Here is a 24935-nt window from a genome sequence, read left to right on the forward strand (position 1 = left end):
AAAAAGGGCTGACCTTTGTCAGCCCTCAGGATTATAGCGGGTCTACTTTCAGGCAGGAAACTGCATGTCGGAAACTTCCTTCCAGAACCGGGCGCGTTTTTGCGCATTCCGGTCCAGCAATCGGGCAGCGCGTACGGAACACGCAACCGGAAGGAGGATTAATCGGGGACGGTAACTCGCCTTCCAGCAACTGAATAACCTTATTCCTTTCCTGATCCGGATCGGGGATTGGCACCGCAGACATCAGCGCTTTGGTATAAGGATGCAGCGGGTTATGGTACACCTCATCATAGGTCCCTAATTCCACCGCGTGTCCGAGATACATAACCAGCACACGGTCGGAGATATGTTTAACCACAGCGAGGTCGTGAGCAATGAAGATTAACGATAATCCCATTTCGCGCTGAAGCTGTTGCAGAAGATTAACCACCTGGGCCTGGATTGATACATCCAGCGCTGAAACCGGTTCATCGCAGATAATCAACTTCGGTTCGAGGATCAGCGCGCGGGCAATACCAATACGCTGACACTGGCCACCGGAAAACTCATGTGGGTAGCGGTTAATCAGGTTAGGCAATAGTCCAACCTTCATCATCATCGCCTTCACACGGTCGCGGACTTCCTGACCAGGAAGATTCGGATGATAAGTTCGCAGCGGTTCAGCAATGATTTCACCAATGGTCATGCGCGGGTTTAACGATGCCAGAGGATCCTGGAAAATCATCTGGATATCGCTGCGTACTTCCCGCCACTCATCGGGTTTCATGCCCAGTAAATCTTTACCCAGCCAGGCAACCTTTCCATCGGTGGCCTTCACCAGGCCGATAATCGCACGGGCAAAGGTCGATTTTCCGCAGCCTGATTCACCGACCACGCCCAGGGTTTCGCCCTCATACAGTCGCAGGGTTACGCCATCAACCGCCTTCAGGGTTTTAGTCGGTTGCCAGAACCACTGTTTGCCATCTTTAATATCAAAATGGACTTTAAGGTCGGCAATCTCAAGGAGCACTTTACGTTGTTCGGTCACCGCATTCATACCAGTTCCTCCACCGGCTTAAAGCAGGCACGCAGGCGGCCTGGACTAAACTCCTCCAGTGGCGGAGCACTGCTACAGATTTCCATCGCATGCGGGCAACGCGGCTGGAATGGACAGCCTTTTGGTAGACGCAGCAGGTTCGGTGGGTTACCCGGTATAGTGAGCATCTCTTCCCCTTCTGCATCCAGACGAGGTACGGCATTTAGCAAACCAATCGAATACGGATGAACGGGCTTATAAAAGACATCCCGCGCACTGCCGTATTCCATAGTACGTCCGGCGTACATCACCAGGACTTTATCGCAAATACCGGCAACGACCCCCAGATCGTGGGTGATCATGATAATCGCGGTGTTGAATTCGCTTTTCAGTTCATTCAGAAGCGTCATAATTTGCGCCTGTACCGTTACATCAAGCGCAGTGGTCGGTTCATCGGCTATCAGTAATTTGGGCCTGCACAACAGTGCCATGGCGATCATTACGCGCTGACGCATACCACCGGAGAATTCATGCGGATACATTTTCATACGCTTACGCGCTTCCGGCATCTTCACCGCATCCAGCATTCTGACTGACTCTTCAAAAGCTTCCGCTTTGCTCATGCCTTTATGCAGCATCAGAACTTCCATCAACTGCTCCCCGACCCGCATGTATGGATTGAGGGACGTCATCGGGTCCTGGAAAATCATCGAGATTTGCTCGGCGCGCAGTTTGTTCAGTTCACGTTCCGGTAAATTCAGAATTTCACGCCCGTTGAAAGTTGCGGAGCCCCCGATACGACCATTTGCCGCCAACAGGCCCATCAGGGCAAAGGCCGTTTGCGATTTACCCGAACCGGATTCACCGACAATACCCAGCGTTTCTCCAGCTCGCAGAGAAAAGTTTAAATCGTTGACCGCAGTTACATCGCCGTCGGGGGTCGCAAACGTCACACGCAAATCTTTTACGTTTAGCAGTGCGTTAGCCTGTTGTTGCGCGAGCGGCGCGGTTGAGGTTTCAATTACACTCATGGCTGCACTCCTTAACGGTCTTTCGGGTCGAGGGCATCACGCAGGCCATCGCCAATAAAGTTAAAACAGAACAAAGTGACCACCAGGAAACCAGCCGGGAACAGCAGCAGCCATGGTGAGACTTCCATAGAGTTGGCACCATCACTGAGCAACGCGCCCCAGCTACTTAACGGCTCCTGCGTACCTAATCCCAAAAAACTCAGGAAGGATTCAAATAGGATCATGCTCGGCACCAGCAATGAAGCGTAAACCACCACCACACCCAGCACGTTCGGCACAATATGGCGGATAACGATACGCACGGTAGACACCCCACCCACTTGCGCCGCTTCAATAAACTCTTTGCGCTTGAGACTTAGCGTTTGCCCACGCACGATACGCGCCATATCCAGCCAGGAGACCATCCCGATAGCGACAAAAATCAGCAGAATATTTTGCCCAAAGAAGGTGACCAGCAGGATCACGAAGAACATGAACGGGAAGGAGTTGAGGATTTCCAGCAGACGCATCATCACCGAGTCGATTTTTCCGCCGAGGTAGCCCGACAGAGAACCGTACAGCGTACCAACAACCACCGCGACTAACGCCGCCGCAATGCCGACCATCAGCGAAATGCGCCCGCCAATTGCCACACGCACCAACAGGTCGCGTCCCGACGAGTCAGTACCGAAATAGTGGCCTGATTCCGTATCCGGCGCACTGGACATCATGCCCCAGTCGGTATCGAAGTAGGTAAACTGCGACAACATCGGTGCCAGCGTTACGAACAGCGCAATAATTATCAGCACCACCAGGCTTGCTACCGCCGCGCGGTTATGCATAAAGCGTCGACGCGCGTCCTGCCACAGGCTACGGCCTTCGACCTCCAGCTTTTCACTGAAATTCTCCAGCGCCTCGCTGTTTTTCTTACTTAACATCATAGCGAGCTCCAGTATCAGTAACGAATTTTCGGGTCGATAACGGCATACAGCACATCGACAATCGCGTTAAACACGATGGTCAGCGTACCCACCAGTATGGTCAGACTAAGAACCAGCGAATAGTCGCGGTTTAACGCCCCATTGACGAACAACTGGCCAATACCCGGCAAACCATAAATGGTTTCAATAACCATCGAACCGGTGATAATGCCGACAAATGCCGGTCCCATATAGGACAGCACTGGCAACAGCGCTGGTTTTAACGCATGACGGAAAATAATCCGCCGCATCGGCAGCCCTTTAGCGCGCGCGGTACGAATAAAGTTAGAGTGCAGTACTTCAATCATCGAACCGCGAGTAATACGGGCGATACTGGCGATGTAGGCCAGTGACAAGGCCACCATCGGCAGGATCATAAATTTCAGCGCCCCGCCGTTCCAGCCCCCGCCGGGTAGCCATTTCAAGGTTATGGCAAATATCATGACCAATAAGGGAGCGACCACGAAACTGGGGATAACCACCCCGGTCATAGCCACCCCCATCACCGTATAGTCCCAACGTGTATTTTGCTTCAGCGCGGCTATCACTCCGGCGCTAACACCGACGAGCACCGCCAGAATAAAGGCTGCCGCACCCAGCTTCGCAGAAACCGGAAAGCTCGAGGCAACGAGGTCGTTAACCGTGTAGTCTTTATATTTAAAGGATGGTCCAAAATCACCGTGCGCCAGCTGTTTCAGATAGCTGAAGTACTGCGTCGAGATGGGATCGTTAAGATGATATTTCGCTTCGATATTCGCCAGCACCTCTGGCGGTAACGCGCGTTCTCCGGTGAATGGGCTTCCGGGCGCAAGGCGCATCATAAAGAATGAAATCGTAATAAGAATAAACAGAGTCGGAATCGCTTCCAGACAGCGACGTAATATAAATTTTAACATTGCCCGTACCTTCTGGCGTGTGCCTTTATACCCGTCATACTTCAAGCTGCAGGTGCGTTGGCTTTACTCGCTCACGCCAGTCACTTACTTAAGTAAGCTCCTGGCGATTCGCTGCGTTGCCGCCTTCCTGCAACGTGAAGTGTTTAGGGTATACCTCTCTTTGTCTAAAGAGGTATTTATAGTTCGAAGAAAAAGACACTGTGGGGCAACTTTGATCGCCCCACGTCTTGCCATTAATGCTTGATAATATACAAGTCTTTAACGTGGATATTATCCATCGGGTCTTTACCGGAGTATCCGCCAACCCATGGTTTCACCAGGCGGGCATTAACATAGTAATAAACCGGTACAATCGCAGAATCTTTATCCAACTGCTGTTCCGCTTTCGAATACAGTTCGCTGCGCTGCGCTTCATCCGTCACTTTCAGCGTATCCGCAATCAGCTTATCAAATACCGGGCTCTTATAGTGGACGGTATTATTGGAGCTGTCGGACAGCACCATATTCAGGAAGGACGTCGGTTCGTTATAGTCCGCACACCAGCCCGCACGTGAAACATCATAGTTGCCCTGATGGCGCGTATCGAGGAACGTTTTCCATTCCTGGTTTTCCAGCTTCACATTAGCCCCCAGATTTTTCTTCCAGATAGATGCCGCGGCAATAGCCAGCTTCTTATGCAGGTCTGAGGTGTTATACAGCAGATCAAAGGTCAGCGGTTTCTCAGCGGTATATCCGGCCTCAGCCAGCAGTTTCTTCGCTTCTTCATTACGTTTTTCCTGAGACCACTTGAACCACTCTGGCTCAACCAGTTTCGCACCATCGGTGTATGGAGGAGTAAAGCTATATGCTGGCAGGTCACCCTGGTTTTTCACTTTATTGACGATAATGTCACGATCCAACGCCAGCTTCAGGGCGGTACGAACACGAACATCGTTGAACGGTGCTTTCTGGTTGTTGATTTCGTAATAATAGGTGCACAGATAGGGGTCAACGTGGACTTCGTTCGGGATCTCTTTTTTCAGTTTCTGGAATAACTCAATCGGCATGTTGTTATAGGTCATGTCGATTTCACCGCTGCGATAGCGGTTAACGTCAGTCACTTCAGAAGAAATAGGCAGGTAGGTTACCTGGTTAATAACCGTTTTGGCGTTGTCCCAATAGTTGGTATTACGCTCAAGCACAATGCGCTCGTTGACAACCCAGTCTTTCAGTTTATACGCACCGTTAGTAACGATGTTAGCGGGCTGGGTCCACTTCTCGCCGAATTTTTCAACAGCCGCTCTGGGAACCGGTGAAACGGAGGAGTGCACAAGCAGTTTGTAGAAATAAGGAACTGGTTCGCTGAGGGTAACTTCAAAAGTATGATCGTCGAGAGCTTTTACACCCAGATCGGTGACCGGTTTTTTACCGGCGATAATATCATCAATATTGACAATATGACCGTACTGCAAATAACTGGCATACGGTGAAGCGGTATTTGGGTTAGCCAGTCGTTGCCAGCTATACACGAAATCTTGCGCGGTAACAGGCGTGCCGTCAGACCACTTTGCATCTTTACGCAGATGGAATGTCCAGACTTTAAAATCTTTATTCTCCCATTTTTCAGCCACGCCAGGCGATGGTTTGCCATCGACATCACTGATTAATAAACCTTCAAACAGGTCACGGTTAATGTTGGATTCAGGTACACCTTCGATTTTGTGGGGATCGAGTGACTGCACTTCCGAACCGTTATTGCGCACCAGAGTCTGCTTTTCAGCAAGCTGCACACCCGCTGGCACGACTGCTGCCGTGGCAACATTTCCAGCGACTAGCGCAGTTAAGATCCCCGCAGCTACTAAACTTTTTTTAGTGATGTTAGTCATTGTGTTGTACTCCCTCATTATTATGGCTGGTTTTTTAACCAGACTGTTAATCCTGTCAGGATCCCTGTACGGCACCGGAGATTTTCTGCCGTCAGGTGGTTTATTGTTTTACTGCTTGCTATCACCGACTTTATTTATTCTGGCGATTCGTATGACCGCCTTGCGTCGATTCTCTACGTGCCTCCCCTGCCGGAAACACGCTATTACCCTGTTGAGAGAAACTAACTGCAAATGATTCTCATCAACGTGAATTCTTCTGCATATTATCTGGCCGGAAAGTATCAAATGCGTTTCTTAACCGCCAATACATTTTACAAATTTGTTAACCAATTCTCTTTTATTGGAAATAAATCTCACTTAAAAAGTCTTACGAATGAAGATTCGTTATGGAAAATTCACAAAAATCAATACATTATGTCGACTATGGTGTTAACCATCCTGTCCGAAGTCAACGCCATGTCAAAATGCACATAAATTTAACAATTGGTTATTAATTAGCACATTCATCTGAAATAAAGGCTGAAATAACTAATAACATTTCGATAATCCTTCAGCAAGCCCCAGAGTATGATGTTAATAAAATAACAGCAGTATCGGTCTTCACTGGGCGCACTGAGACGTATTATATCTTTAGAATCAATGACTAACAGGAGAGTTAATCATCAGCATTTTTTATTATTGCTCTGCTGATTTTCAACTTTAGTGAGAAGTTTTACTGATAATGAAATGAAACGGAGCCGGACACGACTCCGTTTGCACAGAAGAGAGGTTTCAGGCCAGCAAACCAGGGAAAATGGATTTGATGCCTGTAACGATAAATTCGATACCCAAAGCCATTAACAGCAGCCCCATAATACGCGTAATGACGTTGATACCGGTTTGGCCCAACAGGCGCACTAACCATGGTGCCATGCGGAACAGCCCCCAGCAGCACAGGGCAAACAACGCAATCGCTACAAAAAAGCCAAACAGGTTAATCGCGCTATGATATCGCGTACCCCAAACAATAGTTGAGCTTATCGCCCCCGGCCCCGCCATCAACGGCAATGCCAACGGCACAACGCCGATACTTTCACGAATTGCGGTTTCTGATTTTTCCTGTTTGTTTTGTTTATCTTCCCCTAGTTTTCCGCTAATCATTGACATCGCGATAGTCACAACCAGAATGCCGCCAGCGATCCTGAACGAGTCAATTGAGATGCCAAAGAGTTGCAGAATACCATCACCAAGAAACAGCGAAGTCCACAGGATGATTGCGACAGAAAGGTTTGCCGTGAGGTTGGTTTTGTTTCGTGCTGCGGCAGTTTGATAGCTGGTCATACTGATAAAGACGGGGATGATCCCTACCGGGTTGACCAACGCAAATAACCCAATGAAAAATTTAAAATAGACAGGAAAATCAAATAGCGTTTGGATCACGGTTAGCTCCGAAGCGTTAGCCGGATAAAATGAGTCATAAAAATTGATAAAATCCGCGCTGAAGATACGCCTTTTGTCAGCATACTTCACCTTCTATCTGCGTATATCAATGTAAATACGCTACCAATACTCAGTGTTATTAATATGTATTAAATATGCTAATGTTATTAGCATTCATCACGCCAATTTATTAACACTTAACGAGAAACGCTAAAAGGGCCTGCTGAAAGGTGTCAGCTTTGCGAATTTTTGATCCAGATCACGCAATTACTACTCAGAAGTGAGTAATCTTGCTTACGCCACCTGGAGGTAACGCGTTAGAGTTAACAGGCGCTAGCGTATAAGCTCTTTTAGTAAATCAAAGTAAAGTGGACGTTAATTAACCGTTTGATTTTCAAACCATTACACAAATTTTCGTCGGTCTGTCTATACTCTCGTATCGAGCAGATGATTTACTAAAAAAGTTTAACATTATCAGGAGAGCATCATGGCTGTTACTAATGTCGCTGAACTTAACGCACTTGTAGAGCGCGTAAAAAAAGCCCAGCGTGAATATGCCAGTTTCACTCAAGAACAGGTTGACAAAATCTTCCGTGCCGCCGCTCTGGCTGCCGCAGACGCTCGAATTCCTCTCGCGAAAATGGCCGTTGCCGAATCCGGCATGGGTATTGTCGAAGATAAAGTGATTAAAAACCACTTCGCTTCTGAATACATTTACAACGCTTACAAAGATGAAAAAACCTGTGGTGTGCTGTCTGAAGACGACACTTTTGGTACCATTACCATTGCTGAACCGATTGGTATCATCTGCGGTATCGTTCCAACCACTAACCCTACCTCTACTGCGATCTTCAAATCACTGATCAGCCTGAAGACCCGTAACGCCATCATCTTCTCTCCGCATCCGCGCGCAAAAGATGCAACTAACAAAGCAGCTGACATCGTTCTGCAAGCCGCTATCGCTGCTGGCGCACCGAAAGATCTGATCGGCTGGATCGATCAACCTTCCGTTGAACTGTCTAACGCGCTGATGCACCACCCGGACATCAACCTGATCCTTGCGACCGGTGGTCCAGGCATGGTTAAAGCGGCATACAGCTCCGGTAAACCGGCTATCGGCGTAGGCGCAGGTAACACCCCTGTTGTTATCGACGAAACCGCTGATATCAAACGTGCTGTTGCATCTGTTCTGATGTCTAAAACCTTCGATAACGGCGTAATCTGTGCTTCTGAGCAGTCTGTCGTCGTGGTTGACTCCGTATATGATGCAGTACGTGAGCGTTTTGCGACTCACGGCGGCTACATGCTGCAGGGCAAAGAGCTGAAAGCAGTCCAGGACGTTATCCTGAAAAATGGCGCGCTGAACGCAGCTATCGTTGGTCAGCCGGCATACAAGATTGCTGAACTGGCAGGCTTCTCCGTACCAGAAACCACTAAGATTCTGATCGGTGAAGTGAAGGTTGTTGACGAAAGCGAACCGTTTGCTCACGAGAAACTGTCTCCGACGCTGGCAATGTACCGTGCGAAGGACTTCGAAGACGCAGTCATCAAAGCTGAAAAACTGGTTGCGATGGGTGGTATCGGTCATACCTCTTGCCTGTACACTGACCAGGACAACCAGCCAGAGCGTGTTGCTTACTTCGGTCAGATGATGAAAACCGCACGTATTCTGATCAACACCCCAGCTTCTCAGGGTGGTATCGGTGACCTGTACAACTTCAAACTCGCACCTTCCCTGACTCTGGGTTGTGGTTCCTGGGGTGGTAACTCCATCTCTGAAAACGTTGGTCCTAAGCACCTGATCAACAAGAAAACCGTTGCTAAGCGAGCTGAAAACATGTTGTGGCACAAACTTCCGAAATCTATCTACTTCCGTCGTGGCTCTCTGCCAATCGCACTGGATGAAGTGATTACCGATGGTCACAAACGTGCGCTGATCGTGACCGACCGCTTCCTGTTCAACAACGGTTATGCAGACCAGATCACCTCCGTTCTGAAAGCTGCTGGCGTTGAAACCGAAGTGTTCTTTGAAGTTGAAGCTGACCCGACTCTGACCGTTGTTCGCAAAGGTGCTGAGCTGGCTAACTCCTTCAAACCAGACGTAATCATCGCACTGGGTGGTGGTTCCCCGATGGACGCCGCGAAAATCATGTGGGTTATGTACGAGCACCCGGAAACTCACTTCGAAGAACTGGCACTGCGCTTTATGGACATCCGTAAACGTATCTACAAGTTCCCGAAAATGGGCGTAAAAGCGAAGATGATTGCAGTTACCACCACTTCCGGTACCGGTTCTGAAGTGACTCCGTTTGCGGTCGTTACCGACGATGCAACTGGGCAGAAATACCCGCTGGCAGACTACGCGCTGACTCCGGATATGGCGATTGTTGACGCCAACCTGGTTATGGATATGCCGAAGTCACTGTGTGCGTTCGGTGGTCTGGATGCCGTCACTCACGCTCTGGAAGCTTACGTTTCAGTACTGGCTTCTGAGTTCTCTGATGGTCAGGCTCTGCAAGCGCTGAAATTGCTGAAAGAAAACCTGCCAGCGTCTTACCATGAAGGTTCTAAGAACCCGGTAGCGCGTGAGCGTGTACACAGTGCAGCAACTATCGCCGGTATCGCGTTTGCTAACGCCTTCCTGGGTGTATGTCACTCAATGGCGCACAAACTGGGTTCTCAGTTCCACATTCCTCACGGTCTGGCGAACGCCCTGCTGATCAGCAACGTTATTCGTTATAACGCGAACGACAACCCGACTAAACAGACTGCATTCAGCCAGTACGACCGTCCGCAGGCACGCCGTCGCTACGCTGAAATCGCAGACCATCTGGGTCTGAGCGCACCGGGCGACCGTACTGCCGCGAAAATCCAGAAACTGCTGGGCTGGCTGGAAGAAATCAAAGCTGAATTGGGTATTCCTAAGTCTATCCGTGAAGCTGGCGTTCAGGAAGCTGACTTCCTGGCACACGTGGACAAACTGTCTGAAGATGCGTTTGACGACCAGTGTACTGGTGCTAACCCACGTTACCCGCTGATTTCTGAACTGAAACAGATCCTGCTGGATACCTACTACGGTCGTGAGTATAGCGAAGGTCAAACCGCCGCTAAGACTGAAGCAGTAGCTGCACCGAAAGCAGAAAAGAAAGCGAAGAAATCCGCTTAATTTGCTCAGATAAGTTTTAGTTTCATCATAAACGGTCCCAATTGAATTGGGGCCGTTTTTTTTCGTCTTGTGTTATGAAAATCGGGGAATACACAATTTAACCATGTGAATAGAATGGCAGTGTAAGAGATGTATTCAGGAAGATGTGAGACTAGCCGTCAGAAGAGAGTCTGACAGGGTAGAGAACATTGACGAAGGTTCCGGCCTACCCTGTGTTTATAAGCGCTCAGAAGCGTACAGGGTTAATCGTGGCTGTGTCGTTCTTGTATCGCCGTCAGAGAGCCCTCAGACTGCGCTTGTTTGTAGTGTTTACGACATACCGACACATAGCGTTCATTCCCGCCGATAACCACCTGCTCGCCCTCGTTATAAGGTCTTCCAGCCTGATCAAGGCGTAATACCATGCTGGCCTTACGGCCACAGAAACAAATGGTCTTTAATTCAACCAGTTTATCTGACCACGCAAGCAGGTATTCGCTGCCACCAAATAACTCACCACGAAAATCAGTGCGTAAGCCGTAACACAAAACAGGAATATCCAGTTGATCGACAACTTCAGATAATTCATAAACCTGTTGTCGGGTCAGAAACTGAGACTCATCGACCAGTACACAGTGAATTCTTTGCTGCGCATTCTCGGCGCGAATCTCTTCGAACAATGATGAATTTTGGTTAAACAATTTTGCAGGTGACGACAGACCTATACGTGAACTTACTTTTCCAGCACCAAAACGGTCATCAATTTCCGCTGTATATACAACGACACGCATCCCACGTTCCTGATAATTGTACGAAGATTGCAACAATGCAGTCGACTTACCTGCGTTCATTGCAGAATAGTAAAAATATAGTTGTGCCATTGACCGAAGGCCCTCACCCGGGGAAATAAATATGGGCTGGATTGTATCATATTTCACGAACATGTCGGTGTAGCGTTGGCCGCCAAGGCGTATAAATGAGCGGGCAAGCTCGCACAGTGCCACCTGAATTTAAGTAACGGGTAGTGAGAGAGCATACAACCATCGACCAAACAGCCTGAGCTCGGACGCGTATATACACACTCTTTCACAAATAGTGCTCATGAAATTTATCAATGTCACTTATCATCATACGGCAATAAAGAACCCCTTCCCATATTGTTATTGAATCTACCTACTGTCGCCATGTATTAGCGAATTCACGTAAGCAAAACTAATACAAAAGGTTGAAATCACTGCAAAGAGATACTATTTGTACACCATAAAATGTGACCTGAATCTTGAATTTTTACTCTCAGCCGCTGTGAAGCCCCCTCGCCAATAAGCCTTTTTTATGCCCAACATCATGGGGAATTTAAGACAGGAGAATTAATTCTGATACTAAATAAAGCGCAATTTTGAATTCCTTACATTCCTGGCTATTGCACAACTGAATTTATCGCTCTATTATTAGCTCAACAAACCACCCCAATATAAGTTTGAGATTACTACAATGAGCGAAGCACTTAAAATTCTGAACAACATCCGTACTCTTCGTGCGCAGGCAAGAGAATGCACTCTGGAAACGCTTGAAGAAATGCTGGAAAAATTAGAAGTTGTAGTTAGCGAGCGTCGCGAAGAAGAAAGCGCTGCTGCTGCTGAAGTTGAAGAACGTACTCGTAAACTGCAACAATATCGTGAAATGCTGATCGCTGACGGCATTGATCCGAACGAATTGCTGAATAGCATGGCTGCTGTTAAATCTGGCACCAAAGCTAAGCGCGCTGCACGTCCGGCTAAATATAGCTATGTTGACGAAAACGGTGAAACTAAAACCTGGACTGGCCAGGGTCGTACACCGGCAGTGATCAAAAAAGCGATGGAAGAACAAGGTAAACAACTGGACGATTTCCTGATCAAGGAATAATTCAGAAATAGTTTGTTTAAAATCCCGCCACTGGCGGGATTTTTTTTACCGGTACTTCGCTCAAACCTACCCGGATTAGGTATAAAAAAACGGCGCTGTTAATACAGCGCCGTTCTGACCAGATAATACCAGAAGGTTACTTCTTAATACCCATCTCGTCTTCCAGCCAGGCTTTAAATTCGGCGCCGAGAGTATTATGGCGAATACCATATTCAACGAACGCCTGCATATAGCCCAGTTTATTACCACAGTCGTGGCTTTTGCCCTTCATGTGATAAGCTTCAACCGTCTCTTTTTCAATCAGCATATCGATAGCATCTGTCAGCTGAATTTCATCACCCGCTCCCGGAGGGGTTTTAGCCAGCAGAGGCCAGATATCGGCACTAAGAACGTAACGACCCACAACGGCCAGATTAGAAGGCGCAACATCAGCTTTTGGTTTTTCAACCACGCCAACCATCGGGACGCTTTCGCCCGGGGATAATTCAACGCCTTTACAATCCACAACGCCATAAGCCGTAACATCTTCTACCGGTTCAACCATAATCTGGCTGCTACCTGTTTCATCAAAACGATGAATCATTTCGGCAAGGTTGTCGCGGGATAAATCAGATTCGTATTCGTCAAGAATTACGTCCGGCAGGATTACAGCTACCGGTTCATCGCCAACCACAGGGTGCGCGCACAATACCGCGTGGCCCAGACCTTTAGCCAGCCCCTGACGCACCTGCATAATAGTCACATGTGGCGGACAAATAGATTGCACTTCTTCCAGCAGCTGACGTTTTACACGTTTTTCCAGCATCGCTTCAAGTTCAAAACTGGTGTCGAAGTGGTTTTCAATGGAATTTTTAGACGAGTGAGTTACAAGTACAATTTCAGTGATGCCCGCAGCAATACATTCGTTTACGACGTACTGAATTAATGGCTTATCAACCAACGGTAGCATCTCTTTCGGGATTGCTTTCGTAGCCGGTAACATCCTGGTTCCTAATCCCGCAACTGGGATAACGGCTTTTTTGACTTTTGAATTAAGGGCAGCCATTTAAAACTCTCCTGGACTGTTCATGTATTGAACGTGTTCATCATTCTGTATCGCATCCGAGTATATCAGTACAGCGACAAGCTTCTGGTCTGAAAAGGACGCGCGTCGGTATAATTAAGATAAATACGAATAAATCTGGCGCTGATAGTAGCACTCACAACATGGGGAGGGTGAACCAATTTCATTTGCACGCCTCTCAATTGTTCATTCCGCAGACAACATCAAGCGCAGGCGACCTCCCGCCCCCCAAATCTGGCATTGCCATGACTCACAATGTTGGCTCAGCTGATTAAGATACGTATTACCTAAGGTACCCAGCGGAACGCCATTGCTGATTTGCACTTGGTGGGAACCGGTATTTAATGTCGCATTCAGCCCTGCTGATACCAGAATTAGATTTTTTAATCCGCTGTGGTAATACCCTACCAGCAAGGGAAACTGCCCTGGTAAATTGGCTTGCCGCAACAAATGATTTACCTGTTTCAATAACGTACCTAGCTCTGGCAACCGTTGATTTTGTTGTGTCAGTTGCTCCTGCAGTAAACCATTAAATAGCGCTCGCAGTAATAATGCAGCCAGCACGCCATTATCCCCTGCCCGCGTCACATCAAGGCAATAGAATGCAAGGTCATGATCCGACAGCGGCGCAATATCCAACACCAGCCCCGGTTGGTCGGCTGCCACCAATTGTCGATAGTTAATGCGACAGTGCGAGAGCACTTGCGACACTGGAGGCTGTAATTCTTTTAGCAACTTCGCAGCAGCAGCAGGATCGTCCACCATCGCATCCCAGTCGCGAAACAGCCGTTCTTCTTCTTCCACGCGTGAATTAAACATGTTGGGATAAAGACAGGCAAAGACGGTTTCTCGCAAGCGATTAAGGTCTTTCACCGGCTTCAACAGGACATCATCCACACCGAGTCGTAGCGCTTTGGCTATGTCGGACATGTTTTCCGTCGCAGAAATCACCAGTATCGGGGTCTGATCGCCACGATTGCGTAAATACTCAACCAGTTTGAGACCGTTCATTCTTGGCATAGCCAGGTCGCAGATCATCAGGTCGGGTTTAAAATGCCCAAGCAAGTCCAGTGCTTCAAGTCCGTCACCAGCTACCGCCGTTGTCGCTCCCAAAGAGGAAAACCATGAGTCCATGAGTGAGCGAAATACCGGCTCATCCTCAACGATAAGAATCTGTTTTCCGACCAATGGCTGCGTCATATTCTCCCCCCTGACTGGCTTTAATAAATAGTGGCATGCTATTGCCACTCACGCCTGTCAGAATTAGCTTAAGTGTTGATAAAAAATGCGTTAGACGTTGGTTTTCACCAGGGGTAGAAGCTCATCCATTTTCTTCTCGACCGCTAACTGCCCGGCAGCAATTGCCGCACTGGCGCGGTGAAAATCCAGCGTGGATATTTGTGGACAAAACGGCTGAATCAGAATGTCTGGAGGGTCACCGGCCATGCGGTTACGTTTCAGTCGGTTTTCCAGAACCTGAATAGACGTCGTCATAATCTCCATCGCCGTGGGCGCAGTTACTGCACGCCTGGCCGTAATGTTGCTCAAGCGTTCTTTCAGACGGGCATGCCATGAGAGTTCGTCACCATCATCACCCGATTCGGCATCGCTATTGACGTTGAAGGAGAGTAAATCTTGTTGCATGAGATGCGCATCATGTTGCAGGTCGACCGCAATAACAATATCGGCCCCCAACGCGCGAGTCAGGGAGACAGGGACAGGATTCACCACCGCACCATCGACCAGCCAGTAACCATTGTGCGCCACAGGTGACATCAGGCCAGGAATACTGCAGGAGGCCCGGACAGCCAGATGTAAATCACCTTCGGTGAACCAAAGTTCCCGACCCGTACTCAGATTGGTGGCCACTGTTGCGAAACGGCGAGTACATTGCTCAATTGCTTCTACCGGCATCACATTACGGTACTGATTGAATACCCGTTCACCGCGCAATAAACCTCCCCTGCGCCACGAGAGATCCATCAACCGTAAAACATCCCAATAGCTGAAAGAACAGACCCACTTTTCGAGAGCAGGCAGCTTATTGCAGGCGTAGGCAGCGCCAACCAACGAACCGATGGAGCACCCTGCCACGATATCAACATCAATACCCATATGCTTAAGGGCTTTAATAACGCCAATATGCGACCAACCTCGCGCCGCGCCGGAACCTAGCGCCAGCCCAATTTTTATTTTTCTCATTATACGTACAAACTTCCCCTGGCTTGCAGACGTAGCAACATCGCTACCGCTCAGTTAACATAGTGCCACTCTGGCGTTTTTACGCCGTTTTTATATTCCAGGGAGTACTTTGTGTCTCAGCTTTGTCCCTGTGGTAGCGCTGTCGAGTATAGCCTATGTTGCTACCGTTATGTGTCCGGCGCGCAAGTAGCACCTACGCCGTCACACCTCATGCGTTCTCGTTACTGTGCTTTTGTGATGAAAGACGCAGATTACCTTATCAGGACCTGGCATCCGAATTGTCATGCGGCCGAGTTTCGCGACGACATTATCGCAGGATTTACTCATACCGAATGGCTTGGACTGACCGTTTTTGAACAAGAGACGGCAGACACAGAAAATATCGGCTATGTCAGTTTTGTCGCACGGTTTTCTGAACAAGGTAAAACAGGTGCAATTATCGAGCGCTCTCGTTTTTTAAAAGAAAACGGTCAGTGGTACTATATAGATGGTACACGCCCTCAAATTGGACGAAACGATACCTGCCCTTGTGGCTCAGGTAAAAAATTTAAAAAGTGCTGCGGCTAATCAACGCCCGACAGTATCAATTTTGCAAACATTCTCAACAGGATCACCGCTGCAAATGCATTCATTACAACGAAAAGTGCTGCGTACTATTTGCCCGGACCAAAAAGGTCTGATCGCGCGCATTACGAATATCTGTTACAAGCATGAACTGAACATCGTGCAGAACAATGAGTTTGTGGACCACCGTACCGGACGCTTTTTTATGCGCACCGAACTGGAGGGCATTTTTAACGACGTCACGCTGCTTGCCGATCTGGACAGCGCCTTACCTGAAGGCTCGATTCGTGAATTAACCCCAGCAGGCCGCCGCCGCATCGTCATTTTGGTCACCAAGGAAGCGCATTGCCTGGGCGATTTATTAATGAAGGCCAATTATGGCGGGCTGGATGTTGAAATCGCCGCGGTGATCGGCAATCACGAGACCTTGCGTCCTCTGGTTGAACGGTTTGATATTCCGTTTGAGCTGGTGAGCCATGAAGGTTTAACACGTGACGAACATGATCAGAAAATGGCTGATGCTATCGACGCCCACCAGCCGGACTATGTCGTGCTGGCTAAATACATGCGCGTTCTGACCCCGACATTTGTTTCACGCTTTCCGAATAAAATTATCAATATTCACCATTCATTCCTGCCAGCATTCATTGGTGCTCGTCCGTACCATCAAGCTTATGAGCGTGGCGTGAAGATCATCGGCGCGACGGCCCACTACGTGAATGATAACCTCGATGAAGGCCCAATCATTATGCAGGACGTGATCCATGTTGATCACACCTATACTGCCGAAGATATGATGCGCGCGGGTCGCGACGTTGAAAAAAATGTATTAAGCCGTGCGCTGTATCAGGTTCTGGCTCAACGCGTCTTTGTTTACGGTAACCGAACGATTATTCTGTAATCGATTGATAAGTTAATTGGTTACCTTTACATCTTTACGTGTAAAAATCAGGCAACCAGTTCTTTTTTATCAACGGAATGCTTTACAGGGGCGCATCATTTGATATGATGCGCCCCGCTTCCAACGGAAGCAGGCCAGTAATTAGCATTACCCCGTGGTGGGGTTCCCGAGCGGCCAAAGGGAGCAGACTGTAAATCTGCCGTCATCGACTTCGAAGGTTCGAATCCTTCCCCCACCACCATCTTCTAGCACTGCCTACAATTTGAATTACCCCTGGTGGGGTTCCCGAGCGGCCAAAGGGAGCAGACTGTAAATCTGCCGTCATCGACTTCGAAGGTTCGAATCCTTCCCCCACCACCATCACTTCATAAAGCACCAACAGCAAATCAATCTCTAATGCCCCATATTCTGCCCATGCGGGAAGGATGAGAAGCTTCGACTAAGGTTCGATTCGAGCGTAGCGAGAAAGCGTTGCCGCAGGCAACGACCCGAAGGGCGAAGCGCACTGCGCTGAGTAATCCTTCCCCCACCACCATCACTTCATAAAGCAACACACTCAATTCCTCTGCAATGCCCTTTATTTGCCTGATGCGCTATGCTTATCAGGCCTACGAACTCGACACGTGCCCCCAATTTGTCTGCTGCGCTGCGCTTATCAGGCCTACAAACTCGATACGTGCCCGCTATTTGTCTGCTGCGCTACGCTTATCAGGCCTACAAACTCGATACGTGCCCGCTATTTGTCTGCTGCGCTACGCTTATCAGGCCTACAGCACTCGCTGATACCTTCGTAGGTCGGATAAGGCGCTTGCGCCGCCATCCGGCAAACAGGCATAAAAAAACCCCGCCGAAGCAGGGTTTTGTCATTCTCAAATATACAATTAGTGACGCGCGCGAACAATCTGGTATTTGCGTGTCAGATATTCGACCGGGACGCTCCAGATGTGTACCAGACGCGAGAATGGGAACAACAGGAACAGCGTCATACCCAGCACCAGGTGCATACGGAAAATGAACGCAACACCATCCAGATATTGAGACGCTCCGCCCTGGAAGGTCACCACTGTCTGCGCCCAGTTCACCAGCTTCATCATCTCACTACCGTCCATATGCTGGGCGGAGAACGGAATGGTCAGCAGGCCCAGCGCACACTGGATCACCAGCAGTGAGAGGATCAGAATATCCGCTCCGGTGGTGGTGGCCCGCACGCGTGGGCTGAACAGACGACGTTTCAGCAGCAGTACGCCACCAATCAGACACATCAGGCCACTGGCACCGCCCGCAAACATTGCCATCTTTTGTTTCACTTCAAGCGGTAGCCAGGCTTCATACATCCAGTGCGGCGTCAACATGCCAAGGAAGTGCCCTGCAAAGATACCCAGGATCCCGATGTGAAACAGGTTTGACGCCAGATTCATCCCTTTGCGATCCAGCATCTGACTGGAAGCCGCACGCCATGTATATTGCCCATAGTCATAACGCAGCCAACTGCCGATCAGAAAGACAGAACCCGCGATGTACGGATAGATGTCAAAGAAGAACGTATTCAGGAAGTGCATTATTGCTGTCCTCCGGTGGTGATATTCAGATACTGCGGCGCAACGGCCCCGGCAAAACGACGCTGGTGAGCGGAGATTTCCGACTCGCCACACCCCTGATCGGCGAAGAATTTCACCTGCTCTTCTTCCCAGACCGCATCCAGCGCTTGTGGTGTATCGTCACGGGCTTCATCCGCAATTTTTTCAGCCACTTTATCGCTGTCGATAACGGTATTCGCCAGTTTTAACAGCAGATCGAACAGCACCGCATAACGGCTTTCACGCTGTTGCAAACGAGCGCTGAGCAGCGCCAGAATCGGCGCAATATCCTGTAAGCCACCTAGCGCTTCGCTTTTCGGCAGTTGCGCAAGGTATTCCAGATACAGCGGCAGATGATCGGGAAGTTCGCGGCTGTCGAGCTGCAAACCGTGCTGCTCATACTGTGCCATCAGGTCAACCATAGCCTGACCGCGATCGCGGGATTCACCGTGAACATGTTCAAACAGCAGCAGCGATGTCGCGCGGCCACGGTCAAACAGTTCGCTGTAGGCGGCCTGCACATCCAGCATGTCCTGCGCGGTTAGATCGCGCAGGAAAACGCCCAGGGACTGGGCATCCTCTTTATCCAGGTTCTCAGATGACGCGAGTGCATCGAAAAGTTCCTGCTGATGCTGCCACAAGGCAGCATCCGGGTACTCGAGCAGACGCGAAACAATGACGAGTTCAATCATTGGTGCGGCTCCGTTTTGCTGGTCACATCGACAGCGTCGATGCGGCGGCTGTTGAACAGATTGAATTTAGTATCAGAACCGTGGCAACCGTCGCCGAAGGTAAAGCCACAACCGCTTTTCTCCGGGAACGCGTCACGCGCCAGTTCACGATGGCTGCTCGGTACCACGAAACGATCTTCGTAGTTCGCGATTGCCAGGTAACGATACATTTCCTGTGCCTGTGCTTCGCTTAAGCCCACCTCTTCCAGTGCACGGGTATCAACTTTGCCGTCAACAGTTTCCGCACGTTTGTAGTGACGCATTGCCAGCATACGTTTCAGCGCCAACAGTACTGGTTGGGTGTCACCTGCGGTCAGCAGGTTCGCCAGGTACTGAACCGGAATACGCAGGCTGTCAACATCCGGCAGAATACCGTTGCTGCCCAGCTCGCCCGCATCAGCAGCTGACTGAATCGGTGACAATGGCGGCACGTACCAGACCATCGGCAGTGTGCGGTATTCCGGATGCAGCGGCAGCGCCAGCTTCCAGTCCATCGCCATTTTGTAAACCGGAGACTGCTGTGCGGCATCAATGACGCTCAGCGGAATACCATCTTTCAGCGCCTGTTCAATAACAGCCGGATCGTTTGGATCGAGGAACACGTCCAGTTGACGCTGGTACAGATCTTTCTCGTGCTCGGTGCTTGCTGCACTTTCGATCGCATCTGCGTCATACAGCAGTACGCCGAGGTAACGGATACGACCTACACAGGTTTCGGAGCAAACGGTCGGCTGACCGGCTTCGATACGCGGGTAGCAGAAGATGCACTTCTCAGATTTCCCGCTCTTCCAGTTGAAGTAGATCTTCTTGTACGGGCAGCCGGTGATACACATACGCCAGCCGCGGCACTTGTCCTGGTCGATCAGCACGATGCCATCTTCTTCACGCTTGTAGATAGCGCCGCTCGGACAGGTCGCCACACACGCCGGATTAAGGCAGTGCTCACACAGACGCGGCAGGTACATCATGAAGGTGTTTTCGAACTGACCGTACATCGCCTTCTGCATGTTTTCGAAGTTCTGGTCTTTGGCGCGTTTTTCAAACTCACCGCCCAGAATTTCTTCCCAGTTCGGACCGCTGGTGATTTTATCCATTCGCTGACCGGTGATCAGCGAGCGTGGACGAGCAATTGGCTGTGCTTTGCTGTCTGCCGGGGCGTTATGCAACGTCTGGTAGTCAAAATCAAACGGCTCGTAGTAATCATCCATGCCCGGCAGATGCGGGTTAGCAAAGATTTTACCCAACAGCAGCGCTTTGTTACCCATGCGCGGCTGCAGTTTGCCGTTGATTTTACGGATCCAACCGCCCTTCCATTTTTCCTGGTTTTCCCAGTCGTTCGGGAAGCCAACGCCAGGCTTACTTTCGACGTTGTTGAACCAGGCATACTCCATACCTTCACGGCTGGTCCAGACGTTTTTACAGGTCACTGAACAGGTGTGGCAGCCGATGCACTTATCGAGATTCAGCACCATGCCGACTTGTGAACGAATTTTCATTTTACGCTCTCCTGTACCTGGTCATTGCCTTCGCCATCCAACCAGTTAATGTTCTTCATCTTACGTACAACTACGAACTCATCACGGTTTGAACCGACGGTACCGTAGTAGTTAAAGCCGTAGGCCAGCTGCGCATAGCCGCCGATCATATGGGTCGGTTTCGGCGTAATACGGGTCACCGAGTTGTGGATCCCACCACGCTGCTGGGTGATTTCTGAACCCGGCAGGTTAACGATACGTTCCTGCGCGTGGTACATCATGGTCATCCCGGCCGGTACACGCTGGCTGACAACTGCACGTGCCGTCAGCGCACCGTTGCTGTTGAAGACTTCGATCCAGTCGTTATCTTCGATTCCCAGATCCTTCGCATCGACTTCGCTCATCCACACAATCGGGCCACCGCGTGACAGCGTCAGCATCAGCAAGTTGTCGCTGTAAGTGGAGTGGATACCCCATTTCTGGTGCGGCGTCAGGAAGTTGAGCGCTTTTTCCGGGTTACCGTTAGATTTCTCGCCGATCACCGCTTTCACCGAACGGGTGTCGATTGGCGGACGGTAAACCAGCAGGCTTTCACCAAAGTCACGCATCCACTGATGATCCTGATACAACTGCTGGCGACCAGACAGCGTACGCCATGGGATCAGCTCGTGAACGTTGGTATAGCCGGCGTTATAAGACACGTGTTCATCTTCCAGTCCTGACCAGGTCGGGCTGGAGATAATTTTGCGCGGCTGCGCCTGAATATCGCGGAAGCGAATTTTTTCGTCTTCTTTATTCAGCGCCAGATGCGTATGGTCACGACCGGTAAATTCACTCAGCGCAGCCCAGGCTTTAACGGCTACCTGACCGTTAGTTTCCGGCGCCAGCGTCAGGATCATCTCGGCTGCATCAATTGCGGTATTAAGCCAAGGCTGGCCTTTTGCCGGACCTTCAGCCTTGGTGTAATTGAGCTTACGCAGCAGATCCATTTCGCTCTGGGTATTCCAGGCAATCCCTTTACCGCCGTTACCGATTTTTTCCATCAGCGGGCCGATGGAGGTGAAACGCTCGTAGGTTGCTGGATAATCACGCTCAACGGTCATGATGTGCGGTGCGGTAACACCAGGAATCAGGTCACATTCACCTTTTTTCCAGTCCTTCACGTCCAGCGGTTGTGCCAGTTCTGCGGCAGAGTCGTGCTGAATTGGCAGCGTAACGACGTCGGTTTCTTTACCGAGATGACCCACGCAAACTTCAGAGAATTTCTTGGCGATGGCTTTGTAGATTTCCCAGTCGCTCTTTGATTCCCAGGCCGGGTCAACGGCCGCAGACAGAGGATGAATAAACGGATGCATGTCCGAGGTATTCATATCGTCTTTTTCATACCAGGTTGCGGTCGGCAGCACGATGTCGGAATACAGACAGGTGCTCGACAGACGGAAGTCCAGCGTGACAACCAGATCCAGTTTGCCGTCCAGGCCGTTATCCTGCCATTCCACTTCTTCAGGCTTCACGCCGCTCTGCTGGCCGAGATCTTTGCCCTGAATACCATGTTCAGTACCCAGCAGATACTTGAGCATGTACTCGTGGCCTTTACCGGAAGAACCGAGCAGGTTAGAACGCCAGATAAACAGGTTACGCGGATGGTTTTTACCGTTTTCCGGCTGCTCTGCCGCAAAGCGAATTGAACCTTCTTTCAGGGATTTAACGGTGTAATCTACCGGCGTCATACCTGCTTTCTGCGCTTCTTCGGCGATACGCAGCGGGTTAGTCCCTAACTGCGGCGCAGATGGCAACCAGCCCATACGTTCAGCGCGAACGTTAAAATCAATCAAATGACCGCTGTAGCGGGATTTGTCTGCCATCGGGGAAAGCAGTTCCTGCGCAGTAACCGTCTCATAGCGCCATTGGCTGGAGTGGTTATAGAAGTAGGAAGTGCTGTTCATATGACGAGGCGGACGCTGCCAGTCAAGAGCAAACGCCAGCGGCTGCCAGCCGGTTTGCGGACGCAGTTTTTCCTGGCCGACATAGTGGGCCCAACCGCCGCCGCTCTGACCGATACAACCGCAGAACACCAGCATATTGATCAAGCCACGATAGTTCATATCGAGGTGGTACCAGTGGTTCAGGCCCGCACCGACGATGATCATCGAACGACCGTGTGTTTTATCGGCGTTATCCGCAAATTCACGGGCAATGCGCACGATCTGAGAGCGAGATACGCCAGTGATTTTTTCTGCCCATGCCGGCGTGTACGCTTTCACGTCATCGTAGCTGGTCGCGCAGTTTTCGTCGTTCAGACCACGTTCCAGGCCATAGTTAGCCATGGTCAGGTCGTAAACGGTGGTCACCAGCGCGGTAGAGCCATCGGCCAACTGCAGGCGTTTAACCGGCAGTTTGTGCAACAGAATATTTTCCAGCTCTACTTTACTGAAGTGCTCGGTGCCTTCGCCGCCAAAGTACGGGAAGCCCACTTCAGCGATATCGTCTTGGCTACCCAGCAGGCTGAGCTGCAGTTCAGTTTCATCACCGGACGTACCGTCGCGTTGCTCAAGGTTCCATTTGCCCTTTTCGCCCCAACGGAAGCCAATTGAACCGTTTGGCGCAACCATTTCGCCGTTGCTGTTGATAGCGACGGTTTTCCATTCTGGGTTATTTTCCTGGCCCAGAGAGTCGACCAGATCCGCCGCACGCAGCATACGACCAGCAGCATAGTAGCCGTCACGCTCTTCGAGCATCACCAGCATTGGCATGTCGGTATAACGACGAACATAGTCGGTGAAGTACTGGCTCGGGTTATCGAGGTGGAACTCGCGCAGCATGACATGGCCCATCGCCATTGCCATCGCCGCATCGGTTCCCTGCTTCGGTGCCAGCCACAGGTCGCAAAGTTTGGCAATTTCTGCGTAGTCCGGAGTAATAGCTACCGTTTTGGTGCCTTTATAGCGAACTTCAGTAAAGAAGTGTGCATCCGGAGTACGGGTCTGCGGTACGTTAGAGCCCCATGCAAGAATGTAGCTGGAGTTATACCAGTCGGCAGATTCCGGTACGTCGGTTTGCTCGCCCCAGGTTTGCGGGGAAGCCGGCGGCAGGTCACAGTACCAGTCGTAGAAGCTCAGGCAGGTACCGCCAATCAGCGACATATAGCGTGCGCCGGAAGCATAAGAAACCATCGACATCGCTGGGATCGGAGAGAAGCCTGCAACGCGGTCAGGGCCATAGGTTTTGATGGTGTAAACGTTAGATGCAGCAATCAGTTCATTCACTTCCTGCCAGGAAGAACGAACAAACCCACCACGACCGCGCGCTTGTTTGAAGCTTTTTGCTTTGTCGGCGTCTTCGATGATGGATGCCCATGCGTCTACCGGATCGCTGTGCAGTCTTTTTGCTTCACGCCACATCTTCATCAGACGTTTGCGCATCAGCGGGTATTTCAGACGGTTAGCGCTGTAGAGATACCAGGAATAGCTTGCACCACGTGGGCAGCCGCGAGGCTCGTGGTTAGGCATATCTGGACGCGTGCGTGGGTAGTCAGTTTGCTGGGTCTCCCAGGTCACCAGACCATTTTTCACATAGATTTTCCAGCTGCATGAGCCCGTGCAGTTTACCCCGTGGGTTGAACGCACGATTTTGTCATGCTGCCAACGCTGGCGGTATCCGTCCTCCCAGTCCCTGTTGGTATTGAGAAGCTGGCCATGCCCATCGGCAAAGGTTTCGCCCTTCTGTTTGAAGTAGCGAAACCGGTCCAGGAATTTACTCATCGGTTTTCTCCTGTAGGAGCCTGACGGCTCTCTGATAAATCGACATTGCTTGATTGAGAGCGAAGGTAACGCTCTGAAAGGGCGTGAGAATTGATAACGATCAAGGCATGCAGGGATGAAAAATGAAGGTTGGTTTTTACATACCCCCAAAGTGGGATATTGTTTTTTAACGTAATATTTTGAATTTAAAGGATTTTAAAAAATTCACTTATCATACAAATGTTAAATTCTTTATAAGTGGGTATTAAGGGGTATCCCCCCTGCTTAGCATATTGCGAGTACCGTTCTCACAGGCTGTTGTCATTTCACAATGCCTAAGTATGTTGTAACTAATTACAGATAAAAAAAAGCGCGGTCTAACACCGCGCAATGGATAATCAACCTACACGTCATCATTCAAACGGCTTCTGCGTTGGCTGAGCTTGT

18 protein-coding genes, 2 tRNA genes and 1 other RNA gene are annotated in these 24935 nt (G+C 50.0%); 7 read left to right on the forward strand and 14 right to left on the reverse strand.

Annotated features, from left to right (window positions below; translation table 11 throughout):
- Positions 1 to 31: 31 nt before the first annotated feature.
- The 6 genes from oppF to ychE form a co-directional block, all read right to left on the reverse strand.
- Positions 32 to 1036, reverse strand: a complete 1005-nt coding sequence (gene oppF, locus OGX92_RS16610; RefSeq protein WP_003833363.1) for a murein tripeptide/oligopeptide ABC transporter ATP-binding protein OppF — start codon at positions 1034 to 1036, stop codon at positions 32 to 34.
- The gene (gene oppD, locus OGX92_RS16615) at positions 1033 to 2046 is read right to left on the reverse strand and encodes a murein tripeptide/oligopeptide ABC transporter ATP-binding protein OppD (RefSeq protein ID WP_003833364.1); all 1014 of its coding nucleotides are present in this window, start codon (positions 2044 to 2046) and stop codon (positions 1033 to 1035) included. The genes oppF and oppD overlap by 4 nt, the downstream gene beginning before the upstream one ends.
- An 11-nt stretch (positions 2047 to 2057) precedes the next feature.
- A complete protein-coding gene (oppC, locus tag OGX92_RS16620) occupies positions 2058 to 2966 on the reverse strand; it encodes an oligopeptide ABC transporter permease OppC (RefSeq protein WP_003833365.1) in 909 nt (302 codons plus the stop codon).
- Between the two features lie 14 nt (positions 2967 to 2980).
- Positions 2981 to 3901 (reverse strand): oligopeptide ABC transporter permease OppB, encoded by a 921-nt coding sequence (oppB, locus tag OGX92_RS16625; RefSeq protein WP_003020708.1) that lies wholly within the window; start codon positions 3899 to 3901, stop codon positions 2981 to 2983.
- A gap of 233 nt (positions 3902 to 4134) precedes the next feature.
- Positions 4135 to 5766: an oligopeptide ABC transporter substrate-binding protein OppA gene (gene oppA / locus OGX92_RS16630; protein ID WP_191215717.1), complete on the reverse strand. Its 1632-nt coding sequence runs from the start codon at positions 5764 to 5766 to the stop codon at positions 4135 to 4137.
- A gap of 771 nt (positions 5767 to 6537) precedes the next feature.
- Complete coding sequence (gene ychE / locus OGX92_RS16635) at positions 6538 to 7185, reverse strand: NAAT family transporter YchE (RefSeq protein ID WP_003020714.1); 648 nt, start codon at positions 7183 to 7185, stop codon at positions 6538 to 6540.
- Between the two features lie 487 nt (positions 7186 to 7672).
- Between ychE and adhE the strand changes: the two genes are divergently transcribed.
- Positions 7673 to 10351, forward strand: coding sequence for a bifunctional acetaldehyde-CoA/alcohol dehydrogenase (gene adhE / locus OGX92_RS16640; RefSeq protein ID WP_003833375.1), 2679 nt, complete (start codon positions 7673 to 7675; stop codon positions 10349 to 10351).
- A 242-nt stretch (positions 10352 to 10593) separates the two neighbouring features.
- Here the strand turns inward: adhE and tdk are convergent, their stop codons facing one another.
- Positions 10594 to 11211, reverse strand: a complete 618-nt coding sequence (gene tdk, locus OGX92_RS16645; RefSeq protein WP_286586848.1) for a thymidine kinase — start codon at positions 11209 to 11211, stop codon at positions 10594 to 10596.
- Between the two features lie 610 nt (positions 11212 to 11821).
- On the opposite strand from tdk, the gene hns reads away from it, so the two are divergent.
- Positions 11822 to 12235 carry a histone-like nucleoid-structuring protein H-NS gene (gene hns, locus OGX92_RS16650; protein WP_003020723.1) on the forward strand — a complete coding sequence of 138 codons (414 nt, stop codon included), beginning with the start codon at positions 11822 to 11824 and terminating at the stop codon, positions 12233 to 12235.
- A 136-nt stretch (positions 12236 to 12371) separates the two neighbouring features.
- Here hns and galU read toward each other — a convergent pair whose 3' ends face one another.
- From galU to rssA, 3 genes are all read right to left on the reverse strand, one after another.
- Entirely contained in the window at positions 12372 to 13280 is a 909-nt protein-coding gene (gene galU / locus OGX92_RS16655; protein ID WP_003020727.1) for a UTP--glucose-1-phosphate uridylyltransferase GalU, read from the reverse strand.
- A gap of 204 nt (positions 13281 to 13484) precedes the next feature.
- Positions 13485 to 14498 carry a two-component system response regulator RssB gene (gene rssB, locus OGX92_RS16660; RefSeq protein WP_003833382.1) on the reverse strand — a complete coding sequence of 338 codons (1014 nt, stop codon included), beginning with the start codon at positions 14496 to 14498 and terminating at the stop codon, positions 13485 to 13487.
- Positions 14499 to 14588: 90 nt separating this feature from the next.
- Complete coding sequence (gene rssA, locus OGX92_RS16665) at positions 14589 to 15500, reverse strand: patatin-like phospholipase RssA (protein ID WP_003833384.1); 912 nt, start codon at positions 15498 to 15500, stop codon at positions 14589 to 14591.
- A gap of 111 nt (positions 15501 to 15611) precedes the next feature.
- Here rssA and OGX92_RS16670 point away from each other — a divergent pair, with 111 nt between their 5' ends.
- The 5 genes from OGX92_RS16670 to OGX92_RS16690 all read left to right on the forward strand — a co-directional run bounded on the left by OGX92_RS16670 (position 15612) and on the right by OGX92_RS16690 (position 17500).
- Positions 15612 to 16067 (forward strand): YchJ family protein, encoded by a 456-nt coding sequence (locus OGX92_RS16670; RefSeq protein WP_003833385.1) that lies wholly within the window; start codon positions 15612 to 15614, stop codon positions 16065 to 16067.
- A 55-nt stretch (positions 16068 to 16122) separates the two neighbouring features.
- Positions 16123 to 16965, forward strand: coding sequence for a formyltetrahydrofolate deformylase (gene purU, locus OGX92_RS16675; RefSeq protein ID WP_003020737.1), 843 nt, complete (start codon positions 16123 to 16125; stop codon positions 16963 to 16965).
- Positions 16966 to 17121: 156 nt separating this feature from the next.
- Positions 17122 to 17206: transfer RNA gene (locus OGX92_RS16680), tRNA-Tyr, on the forward strand.
- Positions 17207 to 17240: 34 nt separating this feature from the next.
- Positions 17241 to 17325: transfer RNA gene (locus tag OGX92_RS16685), tRNA-Tyr, on the forward strand.
- Between the two features lie 44 nt (positions 17326 to 17369).
- Positions 17370 to 17500, forward strand: a non-coding RNA gene (locus tag OGX92_RS16690) — RtT sRNA.
- Positions 17501 to 17846: 346 nt separating this feature from the next.
- Here OGX92_RS16690 and narI read toward each other — a convergent pair.
- The 4 genes from narI to OGX92_RS16710 are packed head-to-tail and all read right to left on the reverse strand — an operon-like array spanning position 17847 to position 24509.
- On the reverse strand, positions 17847 to 18524 hold the full coding sequence (narI, locus tag OGX92_RS16695; protein ID WP_003833386.1) for a respiratory nitrate reductase subunit gamma: 678 nt from the start codon (positions 18522 to 18524) through the stop codon (positions 17847 to 17849).
- Positions 18524 to 19234, reverse strand: coding sequence for a nitrate reductase molybdenum cofactor assembly chaperone (gene narJ / locus OGX92_RS16700; RefSeq protein WP_003833387.1), 711 nt, complete (start codon positions 19232 to 19234; stop codon positions 18524 to 18526). Before narJ ends, narI begins: the two co-directional genes overlap by 1 nt.
- Positions 19231 to 20769, reverse strand: a complete 1539-nt coding sequence (gene narH / locus OGX92_RS16705) for a nitrate reductase subunit beta (protein WP_003833388.1) — start codon at positions 20767 to 20769, stop codon at positions 19231 to 19233. Before narH ends, narJ begins: the two co-directional genes overlap by 4 nt.
- A complete protein-coding gene (locus OGX92_RS16710; RefSeq protein ID WP_008784960.1) occupies positions 20766 to 24509 on the reverse strand; it encodes a nitrate reductase subunit alpha in 3744 nt (1247 codons plus the stop codon). The genes narH and OGX92_RS16710 overlap by 4 nt, the downstream gene beginning before the upstream one ends.
- Positions 24510 to 24935 lie beyond the last annotated feature (426 nt).

The sequence above is a fragment of the Citrobacter sp. Cpo089 genome (assembly GCF_030332695.1).
GTDB lineage: Bacteria > Pseudomonadota > Gammaproteobacteria > Enterobacterales > Enterobacteriaceae > Citrobacter > Citrobacter portucalensis.